This window comes from Achromobacter sp. FW305-C-30-7, from assembly GCF_058783105.1.
On sequence record NZ_JBYSYI010000005.1, the window covers coordinates 225,519 to 251,854 of the forward strand.

Sequence of the window (26,336 nt, forward strand, 5' to 3'; positions counted from 1 at the left end):
GGCGGGCCGCGAAACGGGGCCGCAGCGCTGCTCAGTGCCTGGTGCGCGCGCTGCGGTATTGTCCCGGCGTGACGCCGACGGCGTCGCGGAAGACCCGCGCCAGATGGCTGGCGTTGCCGAAGCCGCTGGCTTGGGCAATGCCGGCCAGATCGCCCTTGCCGGCCGCCAGCAGCTTGCGTGCGTGCGCCAGCCGCCGTGTCCGTACCCAGGCGTGCGGTGGTTCGCCGAAAGAGGTGTGGAACATGCGGGCGAAGTGGTAGGTGGAGAGCGCCGCCACGCCCGCCAGCTCGTCCAGCGTCAACGGTTCGGCCAGATGCGCGTCGACGTAGTCCATGATGCGCCGGCGCACCACGGGCGCCAGGCCGCCGCGCAGCGTTGCCGCAGGCTTGCGCGCCACGCCTTGGTTCAGCAGATGGTGCAGCACGGTCTCGGCCGCGCTGCTGGCCGCCAGCCGGTCGGCGGGCTGGTTCCAGTCGGTCTCCAGCAGTTGCCGGCATACGTCGATCAGCGAGTCGTCGTGGATGTACGTGCGGTCGCGCAGTTCCAGCGTGCGAGGCTCGCAGTCCAGCCGCATGACGGCTTCGCGGGCCAGGCGTTCCGGCGCGATGTAGAGATGCAGGAAGTGCACGGAGTCGTTCATGCTCCAGCGCGAGTAGTGCTCCGAGGGCAGCACGCAGAATTTGCCGGCGCCGCCGTGCAGCCGGTCCTGGCCCAGGCGGAACGACTTGTCGCCGCCGTGCAGATAGAGCGACAGGGTGTGATGGCCGGGGTTGTCGTAGCCCATGGTCTCGTGCGCGCTGCGCGACCATTGCGAGATGGCGATGCCCTCGCCCAGCGCAGCGGCCCGCCCCAGCGTCGCGGTGGAGCTCGCCAGGGTGCGGAAGACGGAGAAATCGGCTGGAGCCGAAGCGACGGTAGGCATATGAGTGGAATGCTACTGCGATCCCGCGCGCGCCGCGTGCGCGCGAAGAAGAAAACCGCAAGAACCGGCAATCCTCGCTGGCCGGGCGGGCGCAAACTGGATTCCTGGGCGGTTTTCCGGACCGCCGTTCCCTGTTTCGGCACCGCATCGTGAATCTTTTCCTGTATTTCCTCACTGTCGTCATCTGGGGCACTACCTGGATCGCCATCAAGCTGCAGCTGGGCGTGGTGGCCATACCCGTCTCGATCTTCTATCGGTTTGCGCTGGCGGGCCTGATCCTGTTCGCGGCCCTGGCTCTGACCCGCAAGCTGCAAAAAATGGACCGGCGCGGCCACTGGCTGTGCGTGGGCCAGGGCCTGTGCCTGTTCTGCCTGAACTTCCTGTGCTTCTATACGGCAACCCAATGGATCCCCAGCGGCCTGGTGTCGGTGGTGTTTTCGGCGGCCACGCTGTGGAACGCGCTGAATGCCCGCCTGTGGTTTGGCACCCGCGTCGCGCCGCGCGTGATGGCGGCCGGCGCCTTGGGTTTCTCGGGTCTGGTGCTGCTGTTCTGGCCGGAACTGGCCGGGCAGCAGGCCAGCCACGAAACCTTGCTGGGCCTGGGCTTCGCCTTGTTGGGCACGTTCTGTTTTTCCACCGGCAACATGCTGTCGTCGTTGCAGCAGCGCGCCGGCATCCGGCCCTTGACCGGCAATGCCTACAGCATGCTCTATGGCGCGGCCATCCTGCTGGCGGGTTGCGTGGCGGCGGGCCTGCCGTTCGAGTTCGATAGTTCCGCCTCGTACGTGGGCGCTCTGCTCTACCTGGCCATTCTCGGATCCGTGGTCGGGTTCACGGCCTATCTGACGCTGGTGGGGCGCATGGGGCCGGCTCGCGCCGCCTACTGCACGGTGCTGTTCCCGGTCGTGGCCCTGAGCGTGTCCACGTTTGCCGAAGGCTATCAGTGGACAGCGCCGGCCCTGCTGGGCCTGGCGCTGGTGATGTTGGGCAACTTGCTGGTCTTCACGAAGTGGACGCCCTTCGCGCGGCGCGCGGCGGCTTGAGCGCCGCCTGGAGCCCTGTGCAAGGCTGCTTGGGGTGAACAGGCCCTAGCGGGCCAGGGCGCGCAGCCCTTCCAGCAGGCGGTCGATTTCTTCGTCGTTGGTCAGATAGCTGACCGATGCCCGCGCAATCTGCGTCAGGCCGCGAGCCTCCATGTCCAGCGGGGTATAGGGCACGCCGTTGCTGCCGATGGTGATGCCCTGCGCCGCCATGGCGCGCTGCACCGATACCGCGTCCTGGCCGGCCAGGTTGAAGGACACCAGGCCAGAGCGTTCGTGGCCCTGGTCCAGCACGGTGATGCCGGGGATGGCTGCCAGTTCCGTCCGCAGGGCCCGGGCTGTGGCGTCAATGCGCGCGCGGATGGCCGGCAGACCGATGTCCAGCGCCTCCTGCAAGGCATTGGCCAGACCGCAGCGCAGCGCCAGTGAAGCCTCCGCCGATTCCAGGCGAGCGGCGTCCTGGCGCAGCACGGGCTCGCCGTCCGCGCCCAGGGGAGCGGAATGGGTGTCGACGAAGGCCGGCGTGAGCCGGTCCAGGAAGCCGCGCCGCACGTACAGCAGGCCGGTGCCGCGCGGGCCGCGCAGCGCCTTGCGCCCTGCCCCGCTCAGCACGTCGCAGCCGATCTGCGCCACGTCCACGGGCAACTGGCCGACCGCCTGCGCCGCATCCACGAAGTACGGGATGCGATGGCGGCGCGCCACGTTGCCGATGGCGGCGGCGGGATTGATCAGGCCGCCGTTGGCCGGCAGCCAGGTCAGCGCGATCAGGCGCACTCGTTCGTCCAGCATGGCCTCCAGCGCTTGCGCGTCGGTGCAGCCGCTATCGTCCGAAGGGATGACTTCCAGCGTGGCGCCGGCGCGCTGCGCCCTGAGCCGCATGGCGGCCAGGTTGCCGCCCCATTCGTGGCGGCCCACCAGAATGCGATCGCCGGGGCGCCACGGTTCCAGCGCCGCAAAAGCCGCGCCCCAGCCGGGCGAGTTGCCGCCCGTCAGCGCGATTTCGCTTGGGTCCGCGTTAAGCAGCCGGGCCGCCAGCGTGCGAGCGTTCTCAATCAGCTCGCGGGACCTCACGCCGGCTTCCATCGGCCCTTGAGTGGCTTCGCGTTGCAGGTGCGCGTGGATGGCCTGCAGCGTCGCCGCCGAGGGCAGCGACGCGCCGGCGTGATTGAAATGGACCGTGGTGTGGGCGCCGGGAGTCTGGGCGCGCAACGCTTCCACGACGCTGGGGGTCAAGGGGGCGGACATGGCGGCTCCGGCAGGGATCAGGCTTGCGTGAGCGCGATGACCGCTTCGACTTCGACTGCCACGCCCTGCGGCAGGGACGCCACGCCGACGGCGCTGCGCGCGTGACGGCCGGCATCGCCGAAGACCTCGACCATCAGGTCCGAGGCGCCGTTGGCGATGGCGCTTTGGCGGTTGAAGTCGGGCGTGCTGGCCACGAACACGCCCAGGCGCACGACGCGGGCCACGCGGTCCAGCTTGTCGCCGGTGGCGGCCGCGATCTGCGACAGCAGGCCCAACGCGGACAAGCGCGCCGCCTCTACGCCGTCGGCATCCGAAATCTGGTCGCCCAGGCGTCCCAGATAGGCTGCCTTGCCGTCCTTGCGGGAAATCTGGCCGGAGATATACAGCAGGTTGCCTTCCTGCACGAAAGGCACGTAGTTGGCGGCGGGCGCGGAAGCGGCTTCGAGGGTCAGGCCAAGTTCGGCTACGCGGCCGGAGATAGAACGGGTCATGAGGGACTCCTGAATGGGAAAAGAAGGGCAAGCCTCATGCTATCGGCCGCTGCCGACCCTGACCAATCAATTTTTGCGCAGTACACATGAGCAAAACTAATGCGTATCGCCCTGCGCCTGCGCTTCCTGCAACAGCCAATCAAGGAAGCGTTGCGCGGCCTCGCCCAGCGCGCCGCGCGGCGTCACGAACCACCAGCCGATGCGCGGCGCCTCCAGCGTAGTACCCGGCAGAGCATGCACCAGCGCCCCGCTGGCGAGCTGGGCGCTGATCAGGCGGTGGCGGCCCATCGCCATGCCTTGGCCGGCCAGCGCAGCCTCCACGACGATGTTGTAGTCATGCAGGCGCACGGGTTGCACGCCGCCCAGGTCCACGCCATGATGCCGCGCCCACGCGTCCCATTCGAAGGGATGGCGCGCATGCGAGGCCAGCAGCGGAAAGCGCAGCAGGTCTTGTGGCGTGCGCGGGCGCTTCCTGCCCGCGATCAGCGCGGGCGCGCAGACGACCGACAGCCGCTCCGCCATGATCAGCCGGGAGCGCACGCCAGGCCACACGCCGCGGCCGTAGCGGATGGCGACGTCGACCTCTCCGCCCGCCACGTCAGCCAAACCGATGTCGGGCTGCAATTGCAGATCGACGTCCGGATGGGCCGCGCCAAACGCCGCCAGGCGCGGCGCCAGCCAGCGCGTGGCGAAAGACGCCAGCAATCCGACGCGCAGCGTCTGGCGCGGCGTTGCGGGCGCGCGGAGTTCGTCGGTGCCCTGGCGCAGCAGTTCGAAAGCCGCGTGCACGCGTTCGTAGTAGGCCTGTCCTGCCGCAGTCAACGCCACGGCGCGCGTACGCCGTTCGAACAACGCCACCCCCAACTCGGCTTCCAGGCGCTGGATATGGTGGCTGACGGCGCTTTGCGTCACGAAGAGTTCCTGCGCGGCCAGCGAAAAGCTCATGCGCCGCGCGGCGGCTTCGAAAGCGCGCAGGGAAACCAGGGCGGGCAGGGATCGCGCGGAACGCATGGAGACGTGGAAAACCGTGATGATGGAATGCGCATCATCGTACGCCGCGCGCCGCCCGGCAAATGGGCTGGATAGCCGCTTTCAAATGCAAAAGGCCCGCAAACAAGTTGCGGGCCCTTCAGTACTGCATTCTTTGGCTCCCCGAGCTGGGCTCGAACCAGCGACCTGCGGATTAACAGTCCGTCGCTCTACCGACTGAGCTATCGGGGAACAGGTAGAGGGGGCGAATTATGCACAAAAAAACGGAAGAATGCAAAACGGGGTGGGCGCGGGAGGTCGACGCGGCGAATATTTGCCTGTCTTACCAACGCGCGGGCGCATGCAGCGGGCATTTGCCGTACCAAAACGCAGTCCGGGTGGGGCAGTACCAACGGGGTCAGGCGGGAACCATTCCCTTCAGCGCCGACGGCGGGCCAGCGTCTTCAATGGCTCCTTGCCGGATACCCGTGCTGCCACTTGTAATGGCGCGCAACCCGTAGTCCGTGAGTATCAGTTCCCGAACCTGGATTACCGCGCCCGGCCTGGAAATGAGTCGGGATCCCTTGAAGAAGGCTTCAGGTTTCTTGCTGGCGGCAGTGGTCATATCAATACCTTTTGGTGACGAAGTCGCTGATGGCTTTGGCGCCGGCGCCTACGATCTCCGCGACATCGTTGCGTTCGAAAAGCGCACGGTCGCTCGAGTCCATATAAATCACGCCTACGGGATGCTGGCCTGAACGGTCCAGGACAGGCACCGCCATTGCCGAATAGCGCCCCGGCCCAAGCCGGCGGGCTTGGGTCGCCGTATAACCCCATTCAAGCACCAGCTCCGCACGGAGTTGATCTTCCGTTCGGTGCTGGCTGGACATGACCAGCGGTGTTTTGCTGCGGACGGCCCTGCCCGCGATGCCGGTGTGCACGGGAAAGGTCCGCCCTGCGCCCTCGCCGCCTGCGCCCGCGTAGTTGATGATCTGCTCGATTTCCCGCGGTTCATGAACGGGAGGAACGACACGGTGGAAGGTGGTGCGCAGGTCGGCTCCGCACTTGCGCTTGTTGCACCATTCGGCAAGCATGGTGTGCATTGTGGAAACCGCTGCACCCAGACCTTCGTGGACGACGTCCGGCCCGTCCATGTCGTCTTCGGCGCGTGCCACAGCCACGCGAACCAGCGCAGCCAGAATCAGCCAGACGCCAGTAGCCGCCGTCAGGCCGAACATCCATGATTCCAAGAGCGGTTCGCGCCAGCTCTTCACTGCGGCGGTTCCGGCAACGAGGATGGGCGGGCCGTTGAACAGGACTTCCCTGGGCCACCGCTTTTGCCAGAGGCGCTTTTGCCGCACGCCGGGGAGATGATTGATATGCATGGAACCGTGCCTTCTGGGCGGAACTTGGCGCGATTGTAGTCAGCGATTTCGCGTAAAGGCCTGGTTGCAGAGTCCGGCGGCGCGTTAATAGGACCAAGTGCCATGAGCGGGTTCAGAGCCGGGCGTTCAGGGCCGGATTCGGGCAATAAAAAACCCGCGCCGTCATAGCCGGTGCGGGTTTTTCAGATCGTCTCTGGACGGATCTGCATCTGGAATCTGGTGCCGGTGAAAGGAATCGAACCCTCGACCTTCTCATTACAAGTGAGCTGCTCTACCAACTGAGCTACACCGGCGCTGCGTGCCAGGCGCACGCGAAGGGCTGCATTGTAATGAAAAAAATGCAGACCTTGCGTGGAGGCCTTATTTGACGATGGTCAGGCGCGGACGCTTGGGTTCGTCGTCGTCTCCGCCGTCGTCGCCGGGGGCGGCGTCGGCGTCGGAGCCTTCGGGCGCGGCGGGGACCGTCGCACCCTGGGCGCCTGCTTCCGGCGGTTCGTAGGGCTGCACTTCGAAGCCCATGCCGGCGCCGGTTTCGCGCGCGTAGATGGCGCTGACGGCGCCCACGGGAACGTAGACGTTTTCGGTCACGCCGCTGAAGCGGGCCTGGAATTCGATGAATTCGTTGCCCAGCGTCAGGCGGTTGGTGGCCAGCGTGCCTACGTTCAGCGTGATCTGGCCGTCGCGCACATGGGCGACGGGCACCATGGTGTGCTCGTCGACCTGCACGGTGATGTAGGGCGTGTAGCCGTTATCGGTGCACCATTCGTGCAGCGCGCGGATCAGGTACGGTTTGGTCGAAGTTTCACCCATCACGCAACAGCCTTAGCGACGCATCACTTTTTCCGAAGGCGTCAGCGCTTCGATGTAGGCCGGACGCGAGAAGATGCGTTCGGCGTACTTTTGCAGCGGCGCCGCGTTCTTGGGCAGTTCGATGCCGTAGTGGTCCAGGCGCCACAGCAGCGGAGCCACGGCCACGTCGAGCATGGAGAATTCCTCGCCCAGCATGTACTTGTTCTTCAGCAGCATGGGGGCCAGCTGGGCCAGGCGGTCGCGGATGTTCTGGCGGGCGTTGGCCAGCTTCTTTTCGTCGGGCTTGGCGCTGCGGTCTTCCAGCGTCGAGACGTGAACGAACAGTTCCTTCTCGAAGTTGTAGAGGAACAGGCGGGTGCGGGCGCGCATGACCGGGTCGGCGGGCATCAGCTGCGGATGCGGGAAGCGCTCGTCGATGTACTCGTTGATGATGTTCGACTCGTACAGGACCAGGTCGCGTTCGACCAGAATGGGCACTTGACCGTACGGGTTCATCACCGAGATGTCTTCGGGCTTGTTGTACAGGTCGATGTCGCGGATCTCGAAATCCATGCCTTTCTCGAACAACACGAAGCGGCAGCGTTGCGAAAACGGACACGTGGTTCCGGAATAGAGCACCATCATGGCGGTAAGTCCTTTATTGAAAAACGAAAGGCCAGCGCCTTAATCTAGCAGGCGCTGGCCCCAATTGCCAGGCGGGATAGGCGTACAGCCCTATCCGCCAATTCCGTCCCTAATTGCAATCGGGGACGGATAAAAACCTGGCGGGGCGTTGCGGTTAGCGCACGTGTTTCCAGTACGAGGCATTGAGGCGCCAGGTAACCAGGAAGAACAGCAGCAGGAACAACATGACACCGACGCCGAGACGGACGCGGAATGTCTGGACGGGTTCGGCCATCCAGGACATGAACGCAGTCAGGTCGGCGACGTCGTTGTCGTATGTTGCGACTTGGGCCGGGTTGGCGGCCTTAAATTTGGCATCGAAGGTGGCATGGCCGTGGTAGTTGGCTACCGGTTCGGCCTTGACCGTGGAAAAACCCTGTGCATCGTACACCGTGGTGACGCGTTCCCAGGTTTTGGGGGCGTCACCCTTGCTTTCGACCTCGTGCATGGCGACGGTCGTGAGCTCGCGCGGACCCTGCACTTCCCAGAGGGCGTGGGGCATGCCCACGGCCGGGAAGACCAGGTTGTTCCAGCCCGTGGCGCGCGACGTGTCGCGGTAGAAGGTGCGCAGGTAGGTGTAGATGTAGTCGGCGCCCGAGGGGCCGGCGTTCACGGATTTGGCGCGCGCGATCACGGACAAGTCCGGGGGCGTCGTGCCGAACCACTGCTTGGCATCCTTCGGGGTCATGGCGACGTTCATCATGTCGCCGACCTTTTCGCCGGTGAACAGCAGGCTTTCCTTGATCTGCTGGTCGGTCAGCCCGATGTCCTTGAGCTTGTTGTAGCGCATCGAGGACGCGCTATGACAGTTCAGGCAGTAGTTGACGAACAGCTTGGCTCCGTTCTGCAGCGACGACATGTCGTTGACGCGGTACGGGGCCTTGTCCAGCGGGTAGCCGCCGCCGGCGGCGAGGGTAACGGTACACGTGAGCATCAAGGCCACGGCACCAATCAGCTTCTTGATCATGGTTAATCCGTTATCTGGTGGGCTCAGTGGGCGTGGAACGTGACGCGCTCGGGCACTTGCTTGAAAGTGCCCAGGCGGCTCCAGACCGGCATCAGGAAGAAGAATGCCAGGTACAGCAGCGTGCCGATTTGCGACGTGATGTTCAACGGCGGACTGGGCGGCTGCGTACCGATGTAGCCGAGCACCAGGAAGTTGACCATGAAGATGCCGTAGATCCATTTGTGCCAGGTCGGGCGGTAGCGGATCGACTTGACCGGGGAATGGTCCAGCCACGGCAGGAAGAACAGGATGACGACCGTGCCGCCCATGGCGACCACGCCCCAGAACTTGGCGTCGATCACGCGCAGCAGCACGGCCACGACGATCAGGATGCCGGGGACGGCGATGCGCATGAAGCCCTTCAGGTTGCTCTTGACGAGCAGCGCGATGGCGCCCAGCACGGAAGCGCCCGCCAGCACCCAGGTGAACTCGTCGGTGGTGGCGCGCAACATCGAGTAGAACGGCGTGAAGTACCAGACCGGGGCGATGTGCGGAGGCGTCTTCAGCGAGTCGGCAGGGATGAAGTTGTTGAACTCGAGGAAGTAGCCGCCCATTTCCGGCGCGAAGAACACGATGAACGCGAACACCAGCAGGAAGCCGGCCACGCCCATCAGGTCATGCACGGAGTAGAACGGGTGGAACGGGATGCCGTCCTTCGGGCGGCCGTACTTGTCCTTCGGGCCTTGCTTGATTTCGATGCCGTCCGGGTTGTTCGAGCCGACTTCGTGCAGCGCCACCAGGTGGGCCGCGACCAGGCCCACCAGCACCAGCGGGATGGCGATGACGTGGAAGGCGAAGAAGCGGTTCAGCGTGGCGTCCGACACGACATAGTCGCCGCGGATCCAGATGGACAGCTCAGGACCGATGAAGGGAATGGCCGCGAACAGGTTCACGATCACCTGCGCGCCCCAATAGGACATCTGGCCCCAGGGCAGCAGATAGCCGAAGAAGGCTTCCGCCATCAGACAGAGGAAGATCGCGACGCCGAAGATCCATACCAGTTCGCGCGGCTTGCGGTAGGAACCGTAAAGCAGCCCGCGCAGCATGTGCAGGTACACGACGACGAAGAACATCGACGCGCCGGTGGAGTGCATGTAGCGCACCAGCCAGCCCCATGGGACTTCGCGCATGATGTATTCGACGGACTGGAACGCGCGTTCGGCGTCCGGCTTGTAGTGCATGACCAGGAAGATGCCGGTCACGATCTGCAGCACCAGCACCAGCAGGGCCAGTGAGCCAAAGAAGTACCAGAAGTTGAAATTCTTCGGTGCGTAGTACTCGGACAGATGGGCTTTCCAGGTGGAGGTCACCGGGAAGCGCCGGTCCAGCCAGCCCAACAGGCCTGTCGTCTCGACGGTTTTCTCGCCAGCCATGTAACGGCTCCTTCTCTAATACGTGGCGTATTTGTTTTACTTACGTAATTCGGGAAAAAAGCGCGACGCGAGCGTCAGGCCTTGTTGTCTTCATCGACGCCCACGATGATGCGGGTGTCGGTGAGATATTGGTACGGCGGGACTTCGAGGTTGTCGGGCGCGGGCTTGTTCTTGTAGACACGGCCAGCCAGATCGAACGTGGAGCCGTGGCAAGGACAGAGGAAACCGCCTTGCCAGTCGGCGCCCAAGCCACCGCCGCCGCCTGTTTCGAAGTGCGAGGTAGGCGAGCAGCCCAGATGGGTACAGATGCCGACGCAGACGAAGAGCTCGGGCTTGCGCGAACGGCCTTCGTTTTCGGCGTATTTGGGCGTGAAGCCGGGGCGTTTGGAGTCAGGATCGGCCAGCAAGGCGTCCTGGGTCTTCAGACCGGCGAGTTGTTCAGGAGACCGGTGGATGATCCAGACCGGCTTTCCGCGCCATTCAACCGTCTTCATGGTGCCGACGGGAATGTCGCCAATATCCACTTCTACGGGAGCCCCGGCAGCGCGGGCTTTTTCGGAGGGAGAAAACGTGCTCACAAGCGGCACTGCCGTTGCGACACCTGCTACGCCACCCACAGCACAGGCGGTGGTAACCCAGAAACGTCGCGAAGGATCAGGTGGCAGGTTGGGATCAACCGCACCGTCCTCATCGTGCACCAGCGTATCCTGACTCATCTTCCTATCCTTGTTGATGCGCCCGCTCTACGAGTAGCATCACTTCTGCGGCATCGGCTTCGCGGGAATTTGTAACAACATAGCAACCGCGTATTATAGCGCCAGCCCACTCACGGGCGTATCACGAAGGGAGTGCTTTTATGAGCAAAGCGACTGGTTTCGTCAAAGAATTCCGAGATTTCGCTGTCAAAGGCAACGCAGTGGACCTGGCAGTCGGTGTCATCATCGGCGCGGCGTTCGGCAAGATCGTCGACTCGCTGGTCAAAGACATCGTCATGCCGCTGGTCAACTTCATACTCGGCGGCTCGGTCGATTTTTCGAACAAGTTCCTGGTTCTGTCGATGCCGGCCGGCTACAACGGCCCCATGACCTACGCCGACCTTACCAAGGCTGGCGCCAACGTTTTCGCGTGGGGCAACTTCGTCACGATCATCATCAACTTCGTGTTGCTGGCCTTCGTGATCTTCTGGATGGTCAAGGCCATCTACAAGGCCCGCGCCAAGGCCGAGGAAGCGCCGGCCGCACCGGCCGCGACGCCCGAAGATGTGGCGCTGTTGCGCGAAATCCGCGATCTGCTCAAGAAGCCCTGATCCGACACTGCCGCAGGTCCGGGATCCGCGCAGCAGCGGATCGCGGGCCGCGGCAGGCGGACGTTCCCGCCGGCGCATGCCGGCCTCCGCTGAACGATCCGCTGCTGGTTTTTCCCCGCTAGTCCTATTCCGCCGCCATTTGCCGTTCGACGCGTCGCGCAAACATGGCGAAGCTCGCGCGCACGATGCTGGGCTTCAACAGAAAGTCGTGCGATTCGGCGGCCAGCGCGTCATTCACCGGTTTGACTTCGCCGTATGCGGCCGCGGCCTGCAGCTGATTGCGGGCCGCGCGTTCGATCAGCACCGACAGGTACAGCGCTTCCTCGACGCAGGAGCCAGCGGCCAGAAAGCCGTGGTTGGCCAGCAGGATGCAGCGCTTGTCGCCCAGCGCCGCTGAAATGATCTCGCCTTCCTGGTCGGCGATGGGCAGGCCGGGCCATTCCTTCAGGTGGGCGCAGTCGTTATGGAAGGGCGTTGCGTCCATGTGCGCGACGACCAGCGGCTGGCCCGTCATGGACAACGTCGAGACATGGGGCGGGTGCGTGTGGATGATGCATTGCACGTCGGGCCGCTGGCGATAGACCCAGAAGTGGAAGCGTACGGCGGGGTTGGGCGTGCCCGGGCCGTCGAGCACTTCCATGTTGTCGTTGATGCGGATGACCGAGGCCGGGACGATTTCGTCGAAGGCCTGGGCCATGGGCGTGGTCAGGAACGTGCCGTCTTCCTGGCGCACGGTGATCTGGCCCGCCAGGGTTTCCGAATGGCCTTCGCTGGCGAGAATGCGGCAGCTCAAGGCCACCTTCTCCTTCTCGCCCCAGTTCCCGAAGTCGAGCTTGTTCGCGGAGCGCGCAAAGAAGGCGTCGGCATGGGCTTGTTTTTCCAGCATGGGGTCTCCTTGGGATAATGGCTCAATTACACGCCCGCCTCTGCCGCCAGCGATTGACCGATCACGAACGAGGGTTGACTCAATGCGACAGGAAGGCAGGCGCTTTTCGGCCAGTGTTGGCCGGCCCGACAGAGTGTTCCCAGCATGCCACGCGCCAGCCAGACAGTGAATCCATCCGCCCGGCCCGCCTGTTCCGAGGCGGATCTCAACTTCGCGCCGCAGTTCCGCCCCTTCTATGCGCAGGAGATCGCGGGCTACGAGCGAGAGCTGGACAAGCTGGTCCTGCCAGGGGAGTTCCGGGCCTTGACCGAACAGCCCAGGCTGCAATTGCAGGCCTGTAGGCTGCGCGCGGGCGGGCTGGTGGTGAGCCTGGAATCCACGCCGATCAGCGTGCACCACCGCGCGGAGCACGCGGCCGACCTGGAACATGCGGAGTTTCTGGCGAGCTTCGTGATTGCGGGGCACGGCGTCATCGTGCAGAACGAGGCCACGCTGCCGCTGGAACCCGGCGACATCATCTTCCGCACCACCGCGCTGCCTTCCGAAATCCGCATGTACACCGACTCGCGCATCGTGGTGGTCAAGGGGCCGCTGTCGCGCCTGCTGGGCGCGCACAGCCTGGCGATGTCGCAGTTCACGGCGCAGCGCGGCGTGGCCGCCTTGCCGATGGTGCAGACCGCGCATCGCTGCCTGCATCACGTGTTCTTCGACAAGGCGGAATCCAATCCCACCTCGTCGCTTTTTGCGGAGCAGGCGCTGCTTGCGCTGCTGGCTTCGATCTATACCAGCCAGGCCTTGGAGAAGATACCGGGCGATGCGCGCGCGCCGGCCGACAACTGGCAGGTGCTGGCGAGCTACATCGATGCCCACATCACCGATCCGGAGTTGTCGGTGCAGGCGGTGGCGGACGTGCTGCGCGTGACGACGCGCTGGGTGCACAGGCTGTTCAAGATGCGGTCGCTGCAATACACCAGCTATGTGCGCGAACGCCGCCTGCAGCTGGCCAGGGAAGCGCTGGAGGATCCGCGGCGCGCGCACGTCGAGGTCAAGGAGATTGCGGCGTCTTGCGGCTTTCTGCATGCCAGCCATTTCATCCGCCGTTTCCATGAACGCTTCGGCATGTCGCCGGCCCTGTACCGTAAGACGGCCAGAAGCGGCAGCGGCGGCGCGTAGTGTCGCGCCGCCTGTTCGCGCCGCGTTTGCGCGTTACCTGCGGCGCAGGTCCTGCGGCGTGGGCTTCATGAGAAACGCCGAAGTGCCCGCGACGATGCCGAGGAAGGCCAGGTAGACGCCGACCGGAAGAATGCTGTCGAACTTCTGTACCAGCGTGGCCGAGATCAGCGGCGCCAGGCCGCCGCCGATGGCCGCCGAGAACTGGACCCCGATGGACAGCCCGGAATAGCGCAGCTCCGCAGGGAACTGGGCGCTGTAGAGGCTGGATTGGGGCGCGATCATGATCGCGTAGTTGAAGGCCATGGCGACGAAAACGGCGAGGCTGTATGCCATCAGCGAGCCGCTGCCCACCGCGAGAAAGATCGGGATGGCCATGAGCCCCAGGAACATGCCGCCCCAGCCACAGACGCGGCGCGCGCCGATGCGGTCGGCCACCACGCCGAACAGCGGAATGGTGAACATCAGCAGGCCGGCGCCGTAGAGCAAGGCGTGCAACGCGTCGGCCCGGCTGAAGCCCAGCTTCGAAACGGCATAGGACACGGAGAACACCAGGAAGGTGTAGATCAGGGTGACCTCGGCGATCTTGCAGCCTATGCAGAGCAGCAGCGACTTGCCGTGCTTGCGCAGCAGCTCGCCCAGGGGCATCTTGTCTTCCAGGGGCTGCCTGGCCAGCGCCTTTTCGCGCTTGACCTGTTCGAACTCCGGCGACTCGTCGATACCGTGGCGGATGAACAGGCCGACGACGATGAGCACGGCGCTGGCCAGGAACGGCAGGCGCCAGCCCCAGGACAGGAAATCCGCTTCCGGCAGCCGCGTCACCAGCGCGAAGGAACCCACCGACAGCAGGATGCCCAGGGGCGCGCCCACCAGCGGCAGGCTGCCGAAGAAGGCCTTCCACTTCGGTGGCGCGTGCTCGACCGCCATCAGCATGGCGCCGCCCATCTCGCCGCCGAATGACAGTCCCTGGCCGATCCGCAGCACCACCAGCAGCACCGCCGCCGAGATGCCGATCTGTTCATAGGTCGGCAGCAGTCCGATGAGCACGGTGCATATGCCCATCAGCAGCAGGCTCAGCGTCAGCATGGACTTGCGGCCGATGCGGTCGCCGAAATGGCCGAACAGGATGCCGCCGATGGGCCGCGCCAGCATGCCGCTGGCGAACGCGCCGAAGGCCGCCAGCGTGCCGGTTACCGGATCGAATTGCGGGAAGAATATCTTGTTGAATACCAACGCCGCGGCGGTGCCGTAGGCGAGGAAGTCGAACGCTTCCACGGCGGTGCCGACAACGGTCGCGACGGCGACCCGGAACAGGTTCGGTTTCTTGTGTGATTGGGTAATAGGCTGCGCGGCCTGTATGGCGTCCATGTGGTTCCCTCTTGTCTTGTAGTAATAGTTTTTGTGTTTGTGGTCGCGCGCGGGCTCAGGGGCCCGGCGGCACGTATCCCGGCAACTGCTGTATGCGCTTGCGCCATGCCTCGATGGCGGGATAGGCGGCCATGTCGATCGCGGCCTCCTCGGCCAGCGCCAGGTAGCCGTAGCAGGCAATGTCGGCCACGCTCGGCGCATCGCCGCCTGCCAGCCATGCGTTTTCCGCAAGGCGCTTGTCCAGGCGTTGCAGCACGCGGTCCGTGCGGGCTTGCATGCCGGGCACGTCGAGCAGCGCCTCGCTCACGCCCAGGTGGTGCGCGGCTTCGGCGTTGCTGACCACGCGCGTCAAGCGCAGCGGCTGCAGGCTGTTGGCGATTTCATTGGCGGATACCGATATCCAGGCGTGCATGGCGCCGATGCGCGCCAATGGCGCCAGCCATTCGGGGGCATAGTGGTGCGCCAGGTGCAGCAGGATGGCGTGGCTGTCCCAGATGGCGGTGTCGCCATCGGTCAGCGCGGGGATCTGCTGGAAGGCGCTGACGCTTTCGAATTCCGCGGTCTGGTTCTTGCGGGCCAGTACGTCGATGAATGCGCTTTGGTAGTTCCGGCCGATGAGCGCAAGAAAGAGGCGGACCTTGTAGCAGTTGCCGGAGCGCGGGTGGTCGTAGAGGGTCAGCATTCCATGGCTCCGTGTGTAGGAGGCCCAGCCGGAAAAGGCCCGGCCGCGGGCGATTGGATGGAATGCTAGGGCTGTGGACTGCGCCCGGAATTGACAGGGAGAGAACCGCGATTGACCAGATGCGACGCACAGCCGCGCCCTTGATCGCGCCCTCTGGTTTTCCCCTAGGCAAGTCCGGCCGATTCGGACGCTGGCGGCATGCGCGGCTGCCGCCGCCGTGAAACGAAAACGCCCCCTTGCGGGGGCGGATGGCGGGGAGTAGCGGCGGCTATGCCGGGTTGTCGATGTCGACGAATTCGACCTTGATGCCGAAGCGTTCCGCGACCGCCTGCCCCAGCGCCTGCACGCCGTAGCGTTCGGTGGCGTGGTGGCCGGCGGCGATGAAGCCCACGCCGGTCTCGCGCGCCAGGTGCACCGTGGATTCGGAGACTTCGCCAGTGATGTAGGCGCTGGCGCCAGCGTCCACGGCGTCGCCCAGCATGCCTTGCGCGCCGCCCGTGCACCAGGCCACGCGCGTCAGCGGCAGGTCCGGATTGCCCACTACCAGCGGCTGGCGGCCCAGGCGCTCGGCCACGCGCACGCCCAACTGACCCAGCGTCGCCACGCCTTGGGCGGCGCCCAGCCAGACCAGATTGTCGGGGCCACAGGTTTGCGGTGCGCCGTCATCGCGCAGCGCGGGCGTCAGGCCCAGCACGCGCGCCAGCTGCGCGTTGTTGCCCAGCGTGGAATGCGCGTCCAGCGGCAGGTGGTAGGCGTACAGGTTCAGGTCGTTTTTCAGGGCCAGGGCCATGCGCGCGCGGCGGGTGCCGATCATGCGGCGGTCCTCGTTGCGCCACATCCAGCCGTGGTGTACCAGCACCGCATCGGCGCCGCGTTCGACCGCCACGCGCAGCAGGGCTTCGCTGGCCGTGACTCCGGCGATAATGTGTGCGATTTCGGATCGGCCTTCCACCTGCAGCCCGTTGGGGCAATAGTCCTTGAAGCGCGCCGCTTGCAGGGTATCGTCCAGCCAGTTGGCCAGGACGTGGGAGTCCACTTTACTCATAGCTAGTCCTATCAGAATCATGCGCCGATATTGGCTGATCTTTGCTCAGGCCGTCACGGTCTGCCTGGGTATTCTATTCGTGGTGACGACCTTGCGGCCCGACCTGCTGCGGCTGGCCGGGCCGGCGGCAGGGCCTCAGCCCGCAGCTGCGGCCGCCACACCGCCGGCGGCACGCGCCCAGGCCACGGTGTCCTATGCGGATGGCGTGGCCCGCGCCGCGCCGTCCGTGGTCAACGTATACACCACCAAGCACGTGAACGTGCCGCTGATTCCGCTGCCCGACGATCCGGTGCTGCGCCAGTTCTTCGGCCAGGTGCCGGGCGTGACACGGCGCCAGGCCTCGACCAGCCTGGGGTCCGGCGTGATCGTGAACCAGGACGGCTATGTGCTGACCAACTACCACGTGGTGCAGGCCGCGGACGCGATCGAGGTCGCGTTGGCGGACGGCCGCCGCGATGCCGCCAAGGTGGTGGGCGCGGATCCGGACACCGATCTGGCCGTGCTGAAGCTGGCCACCTTGCGCGCTTTGCCCGCGGCCACGCTGGCGCCGGACCGGGGCTTGCGGGTGGGCGACGTGGTGCTGGCTATCGGCAATCCGTTCGGCGTCGGGCAGACCACGACGCTGGGTATCGTGTCGGCGCTGGGCCGCAACGGGCTGGGCCTGAACACCTACGAGAACTTCATCCAGACCGATGCCGCGATCAACCCCGGCAATTCGGGCGGCGCGCTGGTCGACGCCGCGGGCAATCTGGTCGGTATCAATACCGCCATCTATTCCGAATCGGGCGGGTCCATGGGCATAGGCTTTGCCACTCCGATCGAGATCGCGCGCAAGGTGATGGACGAGATCGTCAGGACCGGTGGGGTCAAGCGCGGCTGGCTGGGCGTGGAGCCGCAGGACGTGACGCCGGAACTGGCGCGGGCGTTCGGGCTGGATCGCGACACCCGCGGCGTGATCATCGCCGGCGTGATGCGCGATGGACCTGCCGCGCGTGGCGGCTTGAAGGTGGGCGATATCGTGCAGTCGGTCAACGGCAAGCGCATGGCAGACACCACCAGCCTGCTGTCGGAGATTGCGCAGCTGCCGCCGGGCCAGAGCGCCAAGCTGGGCATACTACGCGGCGGCAAGCCGGCCGAGCTGGCGGTGGTGGTGGGTACGCGCCCGGGCAAGCCGCGCTAGGACCGGGCCGGGATTCCGCACGGGGCGCGGCTGGAAGTCAGGTCGCGGCGGGGTCTTTGGCCATCAGGCGCACCGCCGACACGATGGCCTTCTTGGTGTTTTCGGATTGATTGCGCAGCAGCGCCCAGATTTCCGTGCAATAGCCGTCCGGGGCGCCTTCCGGCGGGCCGACGCTGCCAGGCGGCGCATCCCCGCCCGGCCCCACGCCATCGGTCAGCCAGGGCACGCTGGTGTCCAGTGCGCGCGCCAGCCGCAGCAGGGTGGCGCGAGACGGCGAATAGCAGTCTTCGCGCATGAGGATGCGATGGATGCAGGATTGCGGCACGCCGGAAATGCGCGCCAGCTGGTTCTGGCTTTTGATGCCGCGCCATCGCATCAGGGTGTGCAGTCTTTGGGCGAGTGACATGAGGGCAATGTAGAGTTGCCGCGTGTCGCCCACAAGGTGAAACGGTCCTGCTTTGTGGGCAGGACCGTCCAGAGGAAGATCAGTGGCGTTCGGTCAGCGAATCCGAGCTGGCTTCGCTCTCCGTTCCTGGTTTTGGCGTGACCATGCGGGCGCAGATCAGTCCGACCTCGTACAGCAGGCAGAGCGGCACGGCCAGCATGAACTGGCTCACCACGTCGGGCGGCGTGACCACGGCGGCGATGATGAAGGCCCCCACCACCACGTAGCCGCGGGCGGCCTTCAGCTTGGACAGTTCGACCACGCCCATCTTCACCAGCAGCACCACGGCCACGGGTACTTCGAAGGTGATGCCGAAGGCCATGAACATCGTCATGACGAAGCTCAGGTAGGCCTCGATGTCCGGCGCCGGCGTGATGGACTGCGGCGCGAAGGTGGCGATGAAGTGGAAGACCGTGCGGAACACCACGAAATAGCAGAATGCCATGCCCGCGATGAACAGGAAGGTGCTGGAAATGATGAGCGGCAGCGCCAGGCGCTTTTCGTGCCGATACAGGCCGGGCGCCACGAAGGCCCAGGCCTGGTACAGCACCACGGGCAGCGCCACGATGAACGCGGCCATCATCGTGACCTTGACCGGCACCATGAACGGCGTGATGACGCCGGTGGCGATCATGCGGGTGCCTTCCGGCAGCGAAGCCAGCATGGGCTGGGCCAGCACGTCATAGATGGCCGACGCGCCGGGGTAGATGAACAGCACGATGAACACGACGACCACGGCGCCAACGGCGCGCAGCAGGCGAGTGCGCAATTCGACCAGGTGGGAGATGAAAGTCTCCTGCTGGCCCTCTTCTTGGGTGGCGTCCTGGGTCACGTCGGTGTTCCGGAGGGCGCGACGGGCTTGGCGGCGGGCGCGGCGTCGTCGGCCTTGGGCGCGCTGGGCGCGGGTTGTTGGGTTGCGGCGGGGGCGGGTACGGCCGCCGGCGGCAGGTCCAGGTCCAGGCTGTGGTTCTGGCCGGGGGGCGGCGCGATGCTGCGCTCGGGCTCGGCAGGCGTGTCGCTGGCGGCGGCCGGTTCGGCCTTGATGCTGGCTTCGCGCGCGACCTCGTCGAGTTCGGCGCGGAACTGCTGGACGGGTTCCTGCAGCGAGGCCTGGGTTTCGTTCAGCGACTGTTGCACGCCCTGGGCGGCATCTTCCATTTCGCTCTTGAACTTGCGCAGTTCGTCGAGCTCGATTTCGCGCTGGATATCGGATTTCACGTCATTGACGTAACGCTGCGCGCGCCCGAGCAGGTGGCCGACGGTGCGGGCAACCTTGGGCAGGCGTTCGGGGCCGATGACGATCAGGGCGATGACGCCGATCACCATCAGTTCAGTGAAGCTGACATCAAACATTCGACGGCCGCTCGGGAGTGGATGCAATAAGGGCCGGCCTTTTCAGGACGGCCCGGGAGCCGAGCAGGCGCTCAGGAGTTGGATTTTTCCTTGGCCTGCACGTCGATGGTGTCGGCGGAGACGCGCTGCTGCGCGATCGGTTCGGCCGGCTTGTCGCCGTTGGCGTCCTTCATGCCTTCCTTGAAGCCCTTGACCGCGCCGCCCAGGTCCGAGCCGATGTTGCGCAGCTTCTTGGTGCCGAAAATCAGCGCCACGATGACCAGGACAACCAACCAATGCCAGATGCTGAAACTACCCATGATGTTTCTCCGAATTACGCGTTGGGGGCCACGCGCCCTTTCCAGGGTCGCGAACCGCCGATGATGTGGAAATGCAGATGCGGGACTTCCTGGCCGCCTTCGACGCCAGAATTGATCATGATGCGAAACCCGCCATCAGGGCCCGGACGGCAACCGTTTTCAGCGGCTAACCGCGGCGCTAATGACATCATTCTACCCAACCATTCTGCGTCCTCCCCCTTAATATCCTGCATGGATGTGACATGACGTCGAGGGATCAGCAATAAATGTACCGGCGCGGCCGGATTGATGTCGTGGAACGCAACAAAGTCCTCGTCTTCGTAGACTTTCTTGGACGGGATGTCGCCAGCGGCGATCTTGCAGAAGAGACAGTTGTCGCTCATTTTTCCGGGTTCCGTGGTCAGTCTTGCGGGCGGCTCGCCTTTTCCGCCAGGCCGGACAGGCCTTCGCGGCGGGCCAGTTCGGCCAATACGTCTTCGGGCCGCAGCTTGAAATGCGTCAGGGCCACCAGGCAATGAAACCACAGGTCGGCGGTTTCGCTGACGATGCGGTCGGGCACGCCGTCCTTGGCGGCCATGACCAGTTCGGTGGCTTCCTCGCCGATCTTCTTGAGAAAGGCGTCCGGGCCCTTGGCCAGCAGCTTGGCGGAATACGAGGCTTGGGGATCGCCGCCGTTTTCGGGGCGGCGGGTTTCCAGGGTATCGGCGATGCGCGCCAGGATTTCTGCGGCGCTTGCGGCTTGAGCGGTCATTTGTAGATCAGTTCGGGGTCTTTCAGCACGGGGTCCACCGTGATCCAGGAGGCCTGGTCGGACTGGCCTTCCAGGCGGCGGTAGAAGCAGCTGGCGCGCCCGGTGTGGCAGGCGATGCCGCCCTGCTGGTGGATCTTGAGCAGGATCACGTCGCCGTCGCAGTCCAGGCGCAGTTCGTGCACTTCCTGGGCGTGGCCGGATTCCTCGCCCTTGCGCCACAGGCGCTGGCGGGAACGCGACCAGTAGACGGCGCGCCCGGTGGCGGCCGTTTCGGCGAGCGATTCGCGGTTCATCCAGGCCACCATCATGATCTGGCCGTTTTCGGCGTCTTGCGCGATGGCGGGTATCAGGCCGTTTTCGTCGAAGACGACATCGGCCATCCAGGCGGGTTCGTTGCTCATCTCATTCATCCATTGTCCTCGCGCGGCAGCTTGCGGACCGCCACAGTCGCGTGGGGACTCATAATCTTACGGCAATACCTTGTTGCACGCCTGACCGGGGTTCCCCGAAGCGCCGCAGGCGCCCGGGGCAGGGACTACATCCGGACTGGGATGCCCTGATCGGCCATGAAGCGCTTGCACTCGCCCACGGTGTGCTGGCCGAAGTGGAAGATGCTGGCGGCCAGGACCGCGCTGGCGCGGCCGGTGGTGACGCCGTCGGCCAGATGCTGCAGGTTGCCCACGCCGCCCGAGGCGATGACGGGCACCGGCACGGCGTCCGAGACGGCGCGCGTGAGTTCCAGGTCGAAACCGGACTTGGTGCCGTCGCGGTCCATGCTGGTCAGCAGGATTTCGCCGGCGCCGTAGGCGGCCATGCGGCGCGCCCAGGCCACGGCGTCCAGCCCGGTGGCCTTGCGGCCGCCGTGGGTGAAGACTTCCCAGCGGGCGGGTTCGCCGGCGGCCGACACGCGGCGCGCGTCGATCGCCACCACCACGCATTGCGAGCCGTGGTAGTCCGAGGCTGCGCGCACCAGTTCCGGATTGGCCACGGCGGCGCTGTTGATGCTGATCTTGTCGGCGCCGGCATTCAGCAGGCGCTGGATGTCGGAGACCTGGCGCACGCCGCCGCCCACCGTCAGCGGAATGAAGACCTGCGAGGCCACCTGCTCGATGATGGGCAGGATCAGGTCGCGGCCGTCGCTGGTGGCGGTGATGTCGAGGAAGGTGAGTTCGTCGGCGCCCTGCTCGTTGTAGCGGCGGGCGATCTCGACGGGGTCGCCTGCGTCGAGCAGGTTGACGAAGTTCACGCCCTTGACGACGCGGCCCGCGGTGACGTCAAGGCAGGGGATGATGCGGCGGGTCAGCGCGCTCTGTGCGGGCGCGCCGGCCCCGGGGGTGCTGCTGGAGGTGGTCATTTTGCCAGTTCGTCGGCGCGCGCCTGCGCTGCCTGGAAGTCGAGCGTGCCTTCGTAGATGCTGCGGCCCAGGATGGCGCCTTCGACACCCTCTTCTTCGACGGCGCAAAGGGCTTCGATGTCCTGGATGCCGGCGATGCCGCCCGATGCGTAGACCGGGATGCGCACGTGCTGGGCCAGGCGGACCGTGGCTTCTACGTTGACGCCGGACAGCATGCCGTCGCGGCCGATGTCGGTGTAGATGATGGCTTCGCAGCCGTAGTCCTCGAACTTCTTGGCCAGGTCGAGCACGTCGTGGCGGGTCAGCTTGCTCCAGCCGTCGGTGGCGATCTTGCCGTCGCGGGCATCCAGGCCGACGATGATCTGGCCGGGGAAAGCGCCGCAGGCGTCCTGCAGGAAGCCCGGGTTCTTGACCGCGGCGGTGCCGATGATCACGTAGGAGATGCCGGCGTCAAGGTAGCGTTCGATGGTGTCGAGGTCGCGGATGCCGCCGCCGATCTGCACGGGGATGTCGTCGCCGACAGCGTCCAGGATCGCCTTGATGGGGGCTTCGTTCTTGGGTTTGCCGGCGACGGCGCCGTTCAGGTCGACCAGATGCAGGCGGCGCGCGCCTTGGTCGAGCCAACGTGTGGCCATGGCGGCGGGGTCTTCAGAGAACACCGTTGCATCGTCCAGGTCACCCTGGCGCAGGCGCACGCAGCGCCCGTCTTTGAGATCGATGGCGGGGATCAGCAGCATGGTGGGCAGCGAATAAATATAGGGGTTGAAAGGGCTGGCGGGCGTGGGCTTGGAGCCTACGGCTGCCAGTCTACAAAATTGCGATACAGGCGCAAACCGTGCTCGGCGCTCTTTTCGGGGTGAAACTGCACCGCGAAAATGTTAGCTGCCGCTACCGCGCAGGTAAAGGCGAGGCCATACTCGGTTTCACCAACAGTCAGGTCCGGATCTTCCGGATCGGCGTAGTAGCTATGGACGAAATAGAAGTGCGTGTCGTCCGGAATGCCGGCCCAGATAGGATGAGAGCGCGTCTGGCGCACTTTGTTCCATCCCATGTGCGGGACCTTGAGACGTTCGGGGCGGGTGTCGGCCAGGCCGGCGGCGCCGGTATCGGCCAGGCAGGCGTCGTCATCGCTGACGGGGTCCGCAAAGCCAGGGCCCGCGAAGCGGCGCACCACGCCGGGGAACAGCCCCAGACAGGCGGTGCCGCCTTCCTCGCTGGAATCGAACAGCATCTGTTCGCCCACGCACACGCCCAGCAGGGGCTTCTCGCGCGCGGCGCGCACGACGGCCTCGCGCAGGCCGGATTCGTTCAGGGTACGCATGCAGTCGGCCATGGCGCCCTGGCCGGGAAACACGACGCGGTCGGCCGCGGCGATTTCCTGGGGCTGGCTGCAGATGCGGATGTCGGCATCGGGGGCGGCGTATTTCAGGGCGCGGGCGACGGAATGGAAATTGCCCATTCCGTAGTCGACGATGGCGATAGTGGTCACTTCTTTCTGCCTGCTGCGGGGTGGAGGGCGGAGGTTACAGCACGCCCTTGGTGGAGGGCACGACGTCTCCCATGCGGGGATCGACTTCCATGGCCATGCGCAGGGCGCGGCCACAGGCCTTGAAGACCGTTTCCGCCTGGTGGTGGGCATTGACGCCGCGCAGGTTGTCGATGTGCAGCGTGATCAGGGCATGGTTGACCAGGCCCTGGAAGAATTCGCGCGTCAGGTCCACGTCGAAGTCGCCGATGCGGGCGCGGGTGAAGGGGATGTGATATTCCAGGCCGGGACGGCCCGAGAAATCCACCACCACGCGCGACAGCGCTTCGTCCAGCGGCACGTAGGCGTGGCCGTAGCGGCGCAGGCCGGCCTTGGTGCCGACCGCCTTGGCGATGGCCATGCCCAGCGTGATGCCCACGTCTTCGACGGTGTGGTGCGCGTCGATGTGCAGGTCGCCTTCCGCCTTGATGTCGAGGTCGATCAGGCCGTGGCGCGCGATCTGGTCCAGCATGTGGTCCAGGAACGGCACGCCGGTGTCGATCGTCTGCTTGCCGGTGCCGTCGATATTGACGGCCACGCGGATGCGGGTTTCGTTGGTGTTGCGGGTGATCTCAGCGGTACGCATGTTAAGCACTCAAAATCTCTTGCAGGGCGGATAGCAAGGCGGCGTTTTCAGCCGGGGCGCCCACCGAGATGCGCAGGCAGTCGGCCAGTAGCGGATGGGCGTTGGAGAAGTTGCGAATCAATATTTTGCGCGTTTTCAGGGCAAGATGCACGGCGTTGCCGTCCAGCTTGCCGGAAAAGCGGGCAAGAACGAAGTTGCCGGCGGAAGGGAATACCCGCACCCCGGGCAACTGGGCCAGCGCGGCGGCCAGCGGCTCGCGGTCCGCGCGCAGGCGGGCGGCCTGTTCGTCCAGCACCGGCTTGTGGCGCAGCACGGCCGACAGCGTGGCCTGGGTCAGCACGTCCAGGTTGTAGGGCGGGCGGACCTTGTTCAGTTCCGCGATCCAGGCGGGGTGTCCAGCCAGGTAGCCGAAGCGCAGGCCGGCCAGGCCGATCTTGGACACCGTGCGCATGACGACCACGTTCGGCGCGTCCAGCACCTGCGGCATCCAGGTGCGGTCGGCGAAGGGCTGGTAGGCCTCGTCCAGCACCACCAGGCCGGGGGCGGCGGCGATGATGGCCGCTACGTCCTCGTCGGACCAGAGGCCGCCGGTGGGATTGTTGGGCACGGCCAGGAACACCACCTTGGGCTGGTGTTCGCGGATGGCGGCCAGCATGGCCGGCAAATCCAGGGTCAGGTCGGCCGTCAGCGGCACGCCGACGAAGCGGGCGTGGTCGAAGCGCGCGGCCATGTCGAAGTAGACGAACGACGGCCAGGGCGACAGCACCGCGTCGCCGGGGTTGCAGCAGGCCTGCACCACGATGTGGATGAGTTCGTCCGAGCCGTTGCCGAACAGCACGTCCGCGGCGTCCGGCACGCCGAAGGCCGTTTTCACGGCATCTTGCAGCGCAGACAGGTCGGCTGCGGGATAGCGGTTCAGCGGCGTGTCGCGCACGGCGCGGGCGATGTCCTCGCGCGCCGCCTCGGGCAGCTCGTAGGGGCATTCCATGGCGTCGAGCTTGATGCAGCCCTCGGCGTTGGCCACGGGATAGGCGGCCAGTTCGCGGATGTCCGCCCGGACCGTGCCGGCAATGCGGCCGGCAACGCCTGCCGCGGGAGCCACGCTTGCGGGATTGCCTTCGGGGCGGTCCGGCAGGCTCATGGCTGGTCGATCCGGTACTGGGCGCTGGCGGCGTGCGCCTGCAGGCCCTCGCCCAGCGCCAGTTCGGCGGCGATGCGGCCCAGCTTCTGGGCGCCCTGGTGTGAAACCTGGATCAGGCTGGAGCGCTTCTGGAAGTCATAGACGCCCAGCGGCGACGAAAAACGGGCCGTGCGCGAGGTCGGCAGCACGTGGTTGGGGCCGGCGCAGTAGTCGCCCAGGGATTCGGAGCTGAAGCGGCCCATGAAGATGGCGCCGGCGTGGCGGATCTGCGCGGTCCATTTCTCGGGCTGCTCGGTGGAGATCTCGAGGTGCTCGGGTGCGATGTCGTTGGCGATGCGGCAGGCTTCTTCGAGGTCCTGGACCAGGATCAGCGCGCCGCGGTTGGCCAGGCTGACGCGCAGGATGTCGGCGCGCGGCATGGTGGGCAGCAGACGTTCGATCGAGGCTTGCACCTCTTCGATGAAGGCGGCGTCCGGACACAGCAGGATGGATTGCGCGAGTTCGTCGTGTTCGGCCTGCGAGAACAGGTCCATGGCGATCCAGTCGGCCGGCGTCTTGCCGTCGCAGATGACCAGGATTTCGCTGGGGCCGGCGATCATGTCGATGCCAACCACGCCGAACACGCGGCGCTTGGCGGCGGCGACGTAGGCGTTGCCCGGACCGACGATCTTGTCGACGGCCGGCACGGTGGCGGTGCCATAGGCCAGCGCGCCCACGGCCTGCGCGCCGCCGATGGCGAAGACGCGGTCCACGCCGGCGATGGCCGCAGCGGCCAGCACGATGGGGTTGCGCACGCCGTCGGGCGTGGGCGTGACCATGACCAGTTCCTGCACGCCCGCGACCTTGGCCGGGATGGCGTTCATCAGCACCGAGGACGGGTAGGCGGCCTTGCCGCCAGGCACGTACAGGCCCACGCGGTCCAGCGGGGTGACCTGCTGGCCCAGCATGGTGCCGTCGGCGTCGGTGTAGGTCCAGGTCTCGGCGCGCTGACGTTCGTGGTAGCTGCGCACGCGCTCGGCGGCGGCTTCCAGCGCATTGCGCTGCGCAGCCGGCAGCGCGGCCAGCGCCGCATGCCAGTCCGCCTTGGGGATCTCCAGCGTCTGGGCCGATGCGCCGGGCATGCGGTCAAAGCGCTGCGTGTATTCCACCAGCGCGGCATCGCCGCGGGCGCGCACGTCGGCCAGGATGCCGGCTGCGGCGCGGTCGATGGATTCATCCTCGGTGGCCTCGAAGGCCAGCAGCGTGGACAGGGCGGATTTGAATCCGGGATCGCGGGAGTCGAGACGATTGATCAGGGCCATGGCGTCATGCAGCAAGCAGGTAACGGCCGCCGCGGCGTCG

At 65.8% G+C, this 26,336-nt stretch carries 32 protein-coding genes and 2 tRNA genes; 4 read left to right on the forward strand and 30 right to left on the reverse strand.

Annotation, left to right across the window (positions count from 1 at the left end):
• Positions 1-31: 31 nt before the first annotated feature.
• Positions 32-922 (reverse strand): helix-turn-helix domain-containing protein, encoded by an 891-nt coding sequence (locus tag AC3WOB_RS17930; RefSeq protein ID WP_013390921.1) that lies wholly within the window; start codon positions 920-922, stop codon positions 32-34.
• Between the two features lie 149 nt (positions 923-1,071).
• On the opposite strand from AC3WOB_RS17930, the gene AC3WOB_RS17935 reads away from it, so the two are divergent.
• Positions 1,072-1,965, forward strand: coding sequence for a DMT family transporter (locus AC3WOB_RS17935; RefSeq protein WP_013390922.1), 894 nt, complete (start codon positions 1,072-1,074; stop codon positions 1,963-1,965).
• Between the two features lie 45 nt (positions 1,966-2,010).
• Here AC3WOB_RS17935 and AC3WOB_RS17940 read toward each other — a convergent pair whose 3' ends face one another.
• The 12 genes from AC3WOB_RS17940 to petA form a co-directional block, all read right to left on the reverse strand.
• Complete coding sequence (locus tag AC3WOB_RS17940; protein ID WP_013390923.1) at positions 2,011-3,207, reverse strand: aminotransferase class V-fold PLP-dependent enzyme; 1,197 nt, start codon at positions 3,205-3,207, stop codon at positions 2,011-2,013.
• A 17-nt stretch (positions 3,208-3,224) separates the two neighbouring features.
• On the reverse strand, positions 3,225-3,698 hold the full coding sequence (locus AC3WOB_RS17945; protein ID WP_013390924.1) for a RidA family protein: 474 nt from the start codon (positions 3,696-3,698) through the stop codon (positions 3,225-3,227).
• A gap of 96 nt (positions 3,699-3,794) precedes the next feature.
• Positions 3,795-4,709 (reverse strand): transcriptional regulator GcvA, encoded by a 915-nt coding sequence (gcvA, locus tag AC3WOB_RS17950; protein WP_492275762.1) that lies wholly within the window; start codon positions 4,707-4,709, stop codon positions 3,795-3,797.
• 134 nt (positions 4,710-4,843) lie between these two features.
• A tRNA-Asn gene (locus AC3WOB_RS17955) sits at positions 4,844-4,919 on the reverse strand.
• 166 nt (positions 4,920-5,085) lie between these two features.
• The gene (locus tag AC3WOB_RS17960) at positions 5,086-5,292 is read right to left on the reverse strand and encodes a hypothetical protein (protein WP_013390926.1); all 207 of its coding nucleotides are present in this window, start codon (positions 5,290-5,292) and stop codon (positions 5,086-5,088) included.
• 1 nt (position 5,293) lies between these two features.
• A complete protein-coding gene (locus tag AC3WOB_RS17965) occupies positions 5,294-6,052 on the reverse strand; it encodes a hypothetical protein (RefSeq protein ID WP_013390927.1) in 759 nt (252 codons plus the stop codon).
• 217 nt (positions 6,053-6,269) lie between these two features.
• A tRNA-Thr gene (locus AC3WOB_RS17970) sits at positions 6,270-6,345 on the reverse strand.
• 67 nt (positions 6,346-6,412) lie between these two features.
• Positions 6,413-6,862 carry a ClpXP protease specificity-enhancing factor gene (locus AC3WOB_RS17975; protein WP_013390928.1) on the reverse strand — a complete coding sequence of 150 codons (450 nt, stop codon included), beginning with the start codon at positions 6,860-6,862 and terminating at the stop codon, positions 6,413-6,415.
• Between the two features lie 12 nt (positions 6,863-6,874).
• Entirely contained in the window at positions 6,875-7,486 is a 612-nt protein-coding gene (locus AC3WOB_RS17980) for a glutathione S-transferase N-terminal domain-containing protein (protein ID WP_006388039.1), read from the reverse strand.
• A 154-nt stretch (positions 7,487-7,640) separates the two neighbouring features.
• Positions 7,641-8,492, reverse strand: coding sequence for a cytochrome c1 (locus AC3WOB_RS17985; RefSeq protein WP_013390929.1), 852 nt, complete (start codon positions 8,490-8,492; stop codon positions 7,641-7,643).
• Positions 8,493-8,515: 23 nt separating this feature from the next.
• Complete coding sequence (locus AC3WOB_RS17990; protein WP_013390930.1) at positions 8,516-9,904, reverse strand: cytochrome b; 1,389 nt, start codon at positions 9,902-9,904, stop codon at positions 8,516-8,518.
• Positions 9,905-9,978: 74 nt separating this feature from the next.
• The gene (gene petA, locus AC3WOB_RS17995; protein ID WP_492275763.1) at positions 9,979-10,620 is read right to left on the reverse strand and encodes a ubiquinol-cytochrome c reductase iron-sulfur subunit; all 642 of its coding nucleotides are present in this window, start codon (positions 10,618-10,620) and stop codon (positions 9,979-9,981) included.
• A gap of 140 nt (positions 10,621-10,760) precedes the next feature.
• On the opposite strand from petA, the gene mscL reads away from it, so the two are divergent.
• Complete coding sequence (gene mscL, locus AC3WOB_RS18000; protein ID WP_013390932.1) at positions 10,761-11,210, forward strand: large conductance mechanosensitive channel protein MscL; 450 nt, start codon at positions 10,761-10,763, stop codon at positions 11,208-11,210.
• A 124-nt stretch (positions 11,211-11,334) separates the two neighbouring features.
• Here mscL and AC3WOB_RS18005 read toward each other — a convergent pair whose 3' ends face one another.
• Positions 11,335-12,096: an aldolase gene (locus tag AC3WOB_RS18005; protein WP_492275764.1), complete on the reverse strand. Its 762-nt coding sequence runs from the start codon at positions 12,094-12,096 to the stop codon at positions 11,335-11,337.
• 144 nt (positions 12,097-12,240) lie between these two features.
• Between AC3WOB_RS18005 and AC3WOB_RS18010 the strand changes: the two genes are divergently transcribed.
• Entirely contained in the window at positions 12,241-13,269 is a 1,029-nt protein-coding gene (locus tag AC3WOB_RS18010) for an AraC family transcriptional regulator (protein ID WP_492275765.1), read from the forward strand.
• A 33-nt stretch (positions 13,270-13,302) separates the two neighbouring features.
• Here AC3WOB_RS18010 and AC3WOB_RS18015 read toward each other — a convergent pair whose 3' ends face one another.
• From AC3WOB_RS18015 to AC3WOB_RS18025, 3 genes are all read right to left on the reverse strand, one after another.
• The gene (locus tag AC3WOB_RS18015) at positions 13,303-14,634 is read right to left on the reverse strand and encodes an MFS transporter (protein ID WP_492275766.1); all 1,332 of its coding nucleotides are present in this window, start codon (positions 14,632-14,634) and stop codon (positions 13,303-13,305) included.
• A 55-nt stretch (positions 14,635-14,689) separates the two neighbouring features.
• Positions 14,690-15,316: a glutathione S-transferase family protein gene (locus AC3WOB_RS18020; RefSeq protein ID WP_492275767.1), complete on the reverse strand. Its 627-nt coding sequence runs from the start codon at positions 15,314-15,316 to the stop codon at positions 14,690-14,692.
• Between the two features lie 268 nt (positions 15,317-15,584).
• Positions 15,585-16,361, reverse strand: a complete 777-nt coding sequence (locus AC3WOB_RS18025; protein WP_492275768.1) for a Nif3-like dinuclear metal center hexameric protein — start codon at positions 16,359-16,361, stop codon at positions 15,585-15,587.
• A 19-nt stretch (positions 16,362-16,380) separates the two neighbouring features.
• Between AC3WOB_RS18025 and AC3WOB_RS18030 the strand changes: the two genes are divergently transcribed.
• Positions 16,381-17,541, forward strand: coding sequence for a trypsin-like peptidase domain-containing protein (locus AC3WOB_RS18030; RefSeq protein WP_492275769.1), 1,161 nt, complete (start codon positions 16,381-16,383; stop codon positions 17,539-17,541).
• Positions 17,542-17,578: 37 nt separating this feature from the next.
• Here the strand turns inward: AC3WOB_RS18030 and AC3WOB_RS18035 are convergent, their stop codons facing one another.
• From AC3WOB_RS18035 to hisD, 13 genes are all read right to left on the reverse strand, one after another.
• Positions 17,579-17,947, reverse strand: a complete 369-nt coding sequence (locus AC3WOB_RS18035) for a helix-turn-helix domain-containing protein (protein ID WP_492275770.1) — start codon at positions 17,945-17,947, stop codon at positions 17,579-17,581.
• A 79-nt stretch (positions 17,948-18,026) separates the two neighbouring features.
• Positions 18,027-18,818: a twin-arginine translocase subunit TatC gene (gene tatC / locus AC3WOB_RS18040; RefSeq protein WP_207473148.1), complete on the reverse strand. Its 792-nt coding sequence runs from the start codon at positions 18,816-18,818 to the stop codon at positions 18,027-18,029.
• On the reverse strand, positions 18,815-19,339 hold the full coding sequence (tatB, locus tag AC3WOB_RS18045; protein WP_424238489.1) for a Sec-independent protein translocase protein TatB: 525 nt from the start codon (positions 19,337-19,339) through the stop codon (positions 18,815-18,817). Before tatB ends, tatC begins: the two co-directional genes overlap by 4 nt.
• A 71-nt stretch (positions 19,340-19,410) precedes the next feature.
• Positions 19,411-19,638, reverse strand: a complete 228-nt coding sequence (tatA, locus tag AC3WOB_RS18050) for a Sec-independent protein translocase subunit TatA (RefSeq protein WP_492275771.1) — start codon at positions 19,636-19,638, stop codon at positions 19,411-19,413.
• A gap of 14 nt (positions 19,639-19,652) precedes the next feature.
• The gene (locus tag AC3WOB_RS18055) at positions 19,653-20,021 is read right to left on the reverse strand and encodes a histidine triad nucleotide-binding protein (protein ID WP_013390943.1); all 369 of its coding nucleotides are present in this window, start codon (positions 20,019-20,021) and stop codon (positions 19,653-19,655) included.
• A 17-nt stretch (positions 20,022-20,038) separates the two neighbouring features.
• The gene (locus tag AC3WOB_RS18060) at positions 20,039-20,389 is read right to left on the reverse strand and encodes a phosphoribosyl-ATP diphosphatase (RefSeq protein WP_013390944.1); all 351 of its coding nucleotides are present in this window, start codon (positions 20,387-20,389) and stop codon (positions 20,039-20,041) included.
• Positions 20,386-20,790 carry a phosphoribosyl-AMP cyclohydrolase gene (gene hisI / locus AC3WOB_RS18065; protein WP_492275772.1) on the reverse strand — a complete coding sequence of 135 codons (405 nt, stop codon included), beginning with the start codon at positions 20,788-20,790 and terminating at the stop codon, positions 20,386-20,388. The genes AC3WOB_RS18060 and hisI overlap by 4 nt, the downstream gene beginning before the upstream one ends.
• 134 nt (positions 20,791-20,924) lie before the next feature.
• On the reverse strand, positions 20,925-21,743 hold the full coding sequence (hisF, locus tag AC3WOB_RS18070) for an imidazole glycerol phosphate synthase subunit HisF (RefSeq protein ID WP_492275773.1): 819 nt from the start codon (positions 21,741-21,743) through the stop codon (positions 20,925-20,927).
• Positions 21,740-22,480, reverse strand: coding sequence for a 1-(5-phosphoribosyl)-5-[(5-phosphoribosylamino)methylideneamino]imidazole-4-carboxamide isomerase (hisA, locus tag AC3WOB_RS18075; protein WP_006224535.1), 741 nt, complete (start codon positions 22,478-22,480; stop codon positions 21,740-21,742). The genes hisF and hisA overlap by 4 nt, the downstream gene beginning before the upstream one ends.
• A gap of 56 nt (positions 22,481-22,536) precedes the next feature.
• Entirely contained in the window at positions 22,537-23,232 is a 696-nt protein-coding gene (hisH, locus tag AC3WOB_RS18080) for an imidazole glycerol phosphate synthase subunit HisH (protein WP_013390947.1), read from the reverse strand.
• Between the two features lie 34 nt (positions 23,233-23,266).
• A complete protein-coding gene (hisB, locus tag AC3WOB_RS18085) occupies positions 23,267-23,854 on the reverse strand; it encodes an imidazoleglycerol-phosphate dehydratase HisB (protein ID WP_013390948.1) in 588 nt (195 codons plus the stop codon).
• A gap of 1 nt (position 23,855) precedes the next feature.
• Positions 23,856-24,995 carry a histidinol-phosphate transaminase gene (gene hisC, locus AC3WOB_RS18090; RefSeq protein ID WP_492275774.1) on the reverse strand — a complete coding sequence of 380 codons (1,140 nt, stop codon included), beginning with the start codon at positions 24,993-24,995 and terminating at the stop codon, positions 23,856-23,858.
• Positions 24,992-26,296, reverse strand: a complete 1,305-nt coding sequence (gene hisD, locus AC3WOB_RS18095; protein ID WP_013390950.1) for a histidinol dehydrogenase — start codon at positions 26,294-26,296, stop codon at positions 24,992-24,994. The genes hisC and hisD overlap by 4 nt, the downstream gene beginning before the upstream one ends.
• Positions 26,297-26,336 lie beyond the last annotated feature (40 nt).